This is a genomic window from Thalassobacterium maritimum, from assembly GCF_031127805.1.
GTDB classification, from domain to species: domain Bacteria; phylum Verrucomicrobiota; class Verrucomicrobiia; order Opitutales; family Coraliomargaritaceae; genus Thalassobacterium; species Thalassobacterium maritimum.
This window is the reverse complement of sequence record NZ_JARXHW010000089.1, coordinates 1-7016: the sequence shown is the minus strand read 5'-3', so window position 1 is coordinate 7016 and position 7016 is coordinate 1. Positions and strand designations below refer to the sequence as shown.

The 7016-nt window shown below is 49.1% G+C and carries 3 protein-coding genes and 4 pseudogenes; 1 reads left to right on the top strand and 6 read right to left on the bottom strand.

Going from position 1 to position 7016, the window contains the following annotated elements:
* A pseudogene (locus QEH52_RS18830) lies at positions 1 to 2576 on the top strand (pre-peptidase C-terminal domain-containing protein); the annotation flags it as partial.
* Positions 2577 to 2836: 260 nt separating this feature from the next.
* Here QEH52_RS18830 and QEH52_RS18825 read toward each other — a convergent pair.
* The 6 genes and pseudogenes from QEH52_RS18825 to QEH52_RS18805 form a co-directional block, all read right to left on the bottom strand.
* The gene (locus QEH52_RS18825; RefSeq protein WP_308952503.1) at positions 2837 to 3466 is read right to left on the bottom strand and encodes a hypothetical protein; all 630 of its coding nucleotides are present in this window, start codon (positions 3464 to 3466) and stop codon (positions 2837 to 2839) included.
* 46 nt (positions 3467 to 3512) lie between these two features.
* A pseudogene (locus QEH52_RS18820) lies at positions 3513 to 3752 on the bottom strand (virulence RhuM family protein); the annotation flags it as partial.
* Between the two features lie 561 nt (positions 3753 to 4313).
* Complete coding sequence (locus QEH52_RS18815) at positions 4314 to 5240, bottom strand: HipA domain-containing protein (RefSeq protein WP_308952505.1); 927 nt, start codon at positions 5238 to 5240, stop codon at positions 4314 to 4316.
* Between the two features lie 63 nt (positions 5241 to 5303).
* A pseudogene (locus tag QEH52_RS18810) lies at positions 5304 to 5438 on the bottom strand (HipA N-terminal domain-containing protein); the annotation flags it as partial.
* Positions 5439 to 5464: 26 nt separating this feature from the next.
* A pseudogene (locus QEH52_RS20815) lies at positions 5465 to 5608 on the bottom strand (HipA N-terminal domain-containing protein); the annotation flags it as partial.
* On the bottom strand, positions 5605 to 5889 hold the full coding sequence (locus tag QEH52_RS18805) for a helix-turn-helix domain-containing protein (protein WP_308952501.1): 285 nt from the start codon (positions 5887 to 5889) through the stop codon (positions 5605 to 5607). The gene QEH52_RS18805 and the pseudogene QEH52_RS20815, both read right to left, overlap by 4 nt.
* Between the last annotated feature and the right edge of the window lie 1127 nt (positions 5890 to 7016).

The following is a 7016-nucleotide window of genomic DNA, read 5'->3' as shown; positions in this document are numbered from 1 at the left end:
CTGGTGAAGTGGACTTTTATCGTTTCACGGTGCCTGCGGATACACTGGCGTTGGCGATCACTGCGAAGGACACTGGGAGTGATTATGAGCCATCTTTGAGCTTGCGCACTGCGGACGGCCAATTGCCTGATAATTACAGTTACGGCTATGGCTTTTCGGGTGGTCAGTCATATCAGAATTATATTCGTAATACTGGCACGATCAATCTCAGTAATCCTGCCGCGGGTGAATACGCTTTGGTTTTGCATGATGGTGCACAGGCCAGCCAGTATGCGATTGAGATCGAGTTGAAGGAATCCAATGCTTTGGGCTTTTCGAGTCGGCTAACTGGAGCGCCTTCTAATGTGGCGAGTTTTGATTTGCTAAGTGGTCAGCTGGAATTTTACAAGGTCACAGTTCCAGAGACAGTGAATGGCCAAGCCTTCCTCGGTTGGCTGCTGGAACTAAACATGACATCAGGTTCAGCGAGTGTGAATGTACAAAAAGATCGCTTGCCCTTTGATTCTGACAGAACTTACCAAAGCGGTTCTTCGTCACAACGCTTGTATCTGGGAACTCGTTTCTACGGCTATCAAGGTGGGGCTTACGATCTTCTTCCTGGGACTTGGTACGCGCAAGTCACCGCGAGCGGTAACGCTATTGGCACGCTGACGAGTGAAGCGATTTTTGCGACTGTGTTGAATATGGATGCCTCGCAGAATACGAATGGCCATTCCCATATGGATACTGATTTGATCGCTTCGGGAGAAAAGAACTTCTATGCGGTGGAAGTGCCCGCAACGATTGAGGGCGAAACTGTCTTAGGCTGGAGCCTAGAGCTGGAGGAGATTTCGGGTAATGCGACTGTTAAGGTCAGCCCAGATGTCTTACCCATTAATTATAATGTGATCAGCTATAGCGACAGTGATGACACTTTATTATTGGACGCGCAGCAAGCTCCACCGGGCACTTATTACATCGAGGTCAGTGCGAGTACTGCATCGGAGTATGTGTTGAGTAGTCGCGCAATCACTACCAATGATATACGTCGTTTTTGGTCGATGCCAGTTAAGGGCGAAGCGGCACTCACACCAGGCTTGTCGGCACCTGAATTTGGGGATAGTGGCATAGATGCGTCTGGTATTCCGCTAGCGAATGACCAAGGGGTTGATATTCCTGCGAACCAACTTCACTTTTATGCTGTGACGATTCCAGAAGGAAATGAAGGGCTCTTCCGGGTACAATTAGATGCGATTAGTGGCAATCCCGATCTATACATTCGTCGCGGCCTGCTGGCGGGCGACGAGTTTTCAAATGACTATGAGTTGAATGAAAACGATCAGACGCAGTATGCAAATTGGGTGGCTGAAGATGCCTTTGTTGAGAAACAATTGCCCGCAGGTATCTACTATTTAGCTGTCGAGGCGGCCAGCGGTACCAACGCACGCTATCGCTTACGCTTGTCGACAGGTCGTATTCAGGATCTAGCCTTTGATGGAGGCAGCTTATCCAATCAAGTTATGGCAGGTGGCGACTGGCGTTATTATCGTGTGGATGTGCCAATGGACCTTCCTGAAAACTGGGAGCTCACTTATACGCTGAGTCAGGGGAATGCGACCATGTATCTGCGTGATTCCGTCCCCCCAGGGGTAGTTGATTATTATTGGGGTTCCTATTTTCATAGTTGGGTGGATGATAACAAGAATCAAGGGACTTACGAAGATTACACATCTCCTGGCACGGTGGCGCTGCGTGCACCACAAGTGCGCCCAGGGCACAGTTACTATATCGGCTTTAGGGCATCGACTGATTCAAACTTCTCGATTAGCTCAAATGTTTCTGGAGCGACGCTCAGTGATCCAGACTTGATTGATTTCTATGCGGGCAGTGTCAGTGGGACACTTGAAAGTGGTGAGACGCAATACTATCGAGTTGAGGTGCCCGCTGAAGCGATTCGATGGAAGCATCAGGCATCACATTCCAGTGATGTGAAGCTCTATATTGAACAAGGCTCTTTTCCTTCAGCCACAAGTTCAGATGATGCTTACAGTAGTTGGCAAAGTAACTGGGCTTATGATCGTCTTTTCAGCACGTCGTGGCCTTGGGTGACAGAAGAATCTTATTACATTGCACTCGTGAATGAAGGCGCATCGACAGAAGCGTATAGCTTTACCATGGATGGCCAGAATGTACATACTGATGATCAGGATGGTAATGGCATTCCCGATCAGTGGGAGCATGATCACTTAGGATCTAATGGTTATAATGCCTCTTATGACTACGATAATGATGGGCTGCCATTACAGTTGGAATATTTCTTCGGTCTCGACCCACTAGTTCAAGATAGACCCTTTATGCAGGTTACTGTAGATGCCGATTATTTTTATTTCGATTTCCAGAAAGCGAGTCGGACAGATCTACTCGAAAGCACGGTCGTGCGTAGTCAAAGCTTAGCGCCGGATTCGTGGAGTGATGCGGGTGCGTTTATGGAGTTCTTATCCGACGAAGGAGAGACGGAAATTTGGCGTGCACGCATTCCTAAGATACCAAGTCGAGAAGCTGATTTCTTCCGGATTGAAGTCGAGGTGAAGCCTTAAATGCTTCCGACTATATCTGGTAAACTATTGATTGCTCGTTATTTTTTATAGCTTACATCTTCCGACAGTGGCAGCCGGATTGGTCAAAGTGCACTGAGCGACCTAAATCTTTAGGCCGCTGGTCCCAGTGCTGGGGTAATTCAAGCCCGCAATAAGGTAGGGAAGCCGTCCAAATAAAGGTGCACTGAGAAATTGGGGAAATGGTGGGTCTTTGACAGATGCTTCGATTGTTTCGATCGGGGATTAGAGCGTGGGTTTGTTTAAGTATGCGATTCCTGTTCTTCCGGAGGGATCGGTAAGAAGCGATCGCGGTCGTAAGGTCGTTCGGCCTTGCCCGGCATCGTGTCGTCGGGGAATTGGTGGTTCCAGTATTCACGCTCGGCATCGTCGGCGTAATATTTGAGGTAGATTTCGTTGGCCTCAGGCTCGTCCTCGCTTGCGAATTCGGTCATGTCGTAGCGGCAGTTCCATTCTGAGCCATCGGGCATGATTTGAGTCTCTGCTGTGAGCACTTCGTTGAGTAGTAGGCAATAGAACGCACGGTCGGACAGGTGATCGCTGCAATGAAAAAATACGCGCATGGAAGCTAAGGCATGTAGCAATTTCCAGAGGGCCGTATGTAGGGCCTCGTCCGTCGCGAGTTGTTCGAGCGGCAGTGCACGAAAACCGCGCCGCTCCAGCAGCGCATCGTTGAGCGACATCAAGGGTGCCGTTTCAAAGGCGTGAATGTGCTCCCAAAAGGCCTCTTGAGTTTCCAGATTCCCGCCGACGCCACCTTCCCCAACGATCGGGCTGCCTGCAACTTTCTCGACCTCGGCCCGTAATTGAGCAATATGTAGAACGCGCTCAATGACGTCGTTTTCCTCGTCATTTGTGGATGAATTGTCCATGAATTTGAGAGTGAACAAAAGTTCACCCTAAGTAAAGCATAGAATTTTCACAGTCTAAGTATGAGTGAGCACTTTCTTCGCCGAGGTTGATCGCAGGGACAGAGACTCCGTAGAGCTCTGCCATCAGCTTCTGTGTTAGCCAAATATTCTCATCCTCATAGCGCATTTCGACGGCTTCTTCCGAGCCACCGCCTGCGGCGACAAAACTTAGGTATTCCGCAGCTGAAGAACGAATGTTTGGTTTTTCATTGCGATTGGAATCCGTATTTTTCTTTTCCTTGCTCATGCTCAAGAGTGGGCTGATTTTATGTATTCAAATGTTCACTTAGTTGGGGGGCGTCAATCACAGAAAGGGCAGTTACATCATTTTGGATGACTGCGATGCATTTCTCCCTCAACAGCAGCCACATCTTTTCCGGACGGATAACCGCATCGGCCTCACACCAGAACTATGCCAGTTAGCAATGATCCTGAACAACTCGATGACTTGGTTCTGTGTGACGCGCTCTGGTTTACCTATTTTGCTTATTCTAATATCTCCCAGTGTCCGCCTTTTTGTGGTCCAACGTATTTCAATTTATTTCTCTCAACTAATTTAGCGGTGGCTTTCTCGATACCTCTTACGGTCACCTTTAGCTCTTCTGCTACATTCGCAAGCGACCATTCCGGGTTGGCCTTCAATAATGTAAGAATACGGTCGGGTGTTTTCGCCGAACTTTTGACCGAACCTTTTCACTTTTGAATGAACAGTAGAAGCGTGCTTCCAGCCGCTTGTTTACGTTTATATCATGAAGACGGCTGCAGCACTAATTGGAAATATAACGACCCCATTTAGGTTGCTTCGACTTTAGAAATAATGGGCAAGCAGTTCACTAGCTCGTTTGCTGATGGACTCTGATAGCATTTGCACGATTGGATGTGAGAGGCCTTGTCTGTTTAGATCATTGGCTACGGCGGGTGCTACAGTCTCTAATCGTTGGGTCATGTCGTGGAGCCGTTCGATGAGAGTCCCTGGAGGCAGTCGTAATTGTTTTGCGCAGACCTGCCAATGACGTGGCTGAATTTTTTTGATGTGATAGTCGCTACCGATCTTCATCGCCAGCTTAGCTTTATGTGGGGATATTTGAAGCGGGTAAGGCAATGCACTGGCGATATCGTAGAGTGGTGCGAGACGCACTTGATTGTTGCCGGCCAACAGTAGGGAAAAGTTCTTGGCGTGGGCGTCTGTTCCGCAAATTAGGAAATTCAGAAGTAGGGCGTCGGCGAAGCTGCGAATGTCGGTCAGGGCATCTGTGGAGACGTCCCATAGCGTATTGGCAATGTCTGCGACTGACGGGCCTCCGTCGCTTTGATATTTGAGGTCCGGGAAGATCGCCCGAGCTTGGCAAAAGTCTTCTTGATGGATGCGAATATACTGATCACCTGCCAGGTGACGATCGTAGCGTGTGACAACAATCACTGGCGTATCGTCTGCATGGATGACTTTTGAGCGGGCGGTGGTGATGCCTAGATCTGCGGCGAGCGATAAGCAGAAGTGTTCGTTTTCGACAAAGCCCGGAAAGCTCGGCGGGGCGGGCTTGAGAATATGCGTGGTGGGCGTCATTTCCCGTGGGATGCCCCATGCACCCGTTGTTGGAGAGCGGTAGAGGGCTATTTTTGCCTGAGCACCTGCTAGACTGAATTGACCGAGGTCACTAGAGATGCGCTGGCTGGCATGGTTTGTTAGGACTAAGTGAATGCGTTCATTGAGTTCGCAGTCGCTGAGCCATTGCACTTGCTCGCAGTAGGGCTGATTGAGCAAGGCCTGCTCATCTGCTTCGGTAATGAATTGGATGGCACCTGCACAGTCTTCGCCAACATGCTTGATGAGTCGGAATACATTACGAGCGGAGACCTGAAACTGTTTCCCCCATTGATCGAGCACGGCTTGATTGTCCGGTAGCAGTCCCCAGAGAAAAGCTTCGATTGTTTCATGTGGATGCTCATCTCATTCCGTGGGAGCGGCATCGAGACCGAGAGAGGGAAGGCACGGCTGGAAACTTGCCATTCCGGCGCATAGCGAAAGCTCAGTCGGTTTTTGTGGTAATTCACCGTGCCAAGCTTTTGCTGATTGGCAATGACGCTGAGGCTTTCCGTATTCATGATGATTCGTTATCTCGCTGCCTCGTTTGATTGAGGATATCGTTCAAGTCGATCCCGTCTTGAACTGACTGACTCGGCTGGTTGATTGCGAGTGGCAGGTTCAATGCTTTCAATGTGCGTAAAACCAGCGCCAGTTCGATGCTTGGTTTGGCTTGCTCTAAGGCAATGATCCAGTCTCGGCTCACACCAGAGCGCTCTGCCAATTGAACCTGAGTCCAACCGCGGTTTTTCCGCTCCTGTTTAACCAGGCTCGCAAGGTCTTTGACGCTGATGATGTTCATAATGCAATCCCGATAGAATGTCGCTGATCATCAACATCCCTAAAATGTAGCCGTTCGTCAATATTTAATAAATGTCGTCGTTCGACTGCTTGATTCTAGGTTATACAATAGGATGAGACGTGTGCTTGCTGTCCTGTAGCGGACGCGGGAACCGCTTTCGACTGATCGCTCTAAACATTTGAACCAATACCAGAAGACTGTCGAGGAGTGGTCAGATAAGATCGCTGCAGAGGATTGGAAGCAACTGCTCGCGATTATCGATAAGATCGAGGCGGCTGACATGGCAACGAGTTGAATCAGAGTTTGATACTTCTTCTTCAAGAGTGGCTTGTCGCGATGCGAAGCTAGTCGTGTCGACCGGCACTTCATGATCAGATTAAAGACTCCTTGGGAGTCTTCGACCGGGGGCATGTCGCTCCGTAAGCCATGGTTAGATCCTAAGCCTTATTATCCTCATCGGCAAGGGTTCCTTCAAGCTGCTTCAAATAGGCGGCTAGTTTCTTGCCTTGGAGTCCGTAGCCGGGTGATTCGGGTAGGGCAGATGCCTTGTCGGCAGATATTGATCCGCAAGCGGTGCTGCATCTAATCTTACATCATTTTGGATGACTGCGATGAATTTCTTCCCCAACAACAGCCACATCTTTTCCGGACGGATAACCGCATCGGCCTCATGCCAGAGTTATGCCAGTCAGCAAAAAACTTTATCAGTCGTGTGCCTTAACGTAGTATCTTCGCAAGCGCTTGCTGGAGCCAAATGCTTGGCTAGCGGAGCGACTTATTATGGGGACGCCAAACTCCGCGAATAGTCGTGTCAGCCGCTACCACAAAGAGTCTGCGGAGCTCTGTTGATGAGTGGAACGCATAAATAATGTTAGAATGCGTGGTGGTGCCATGTGTGACTCGCCATGGTTATCTGTCCAATACCCGTAGTTGAGTGCTCTAGCCTCGATTCCAGTTGCATCCGGAGAGGGGAGCTACTCCTGAAGATTTATGACTTATTAAATAATAGTAATTGTAAAGGTAACGACATGACCCGAATGGCACGGACTTAAGGGCATAATACGAGTAAAAAAAGTCAACCAAAAAGCTTACGTAAAGGCCGTTGGTATGTATTGTTCTTGGATGCG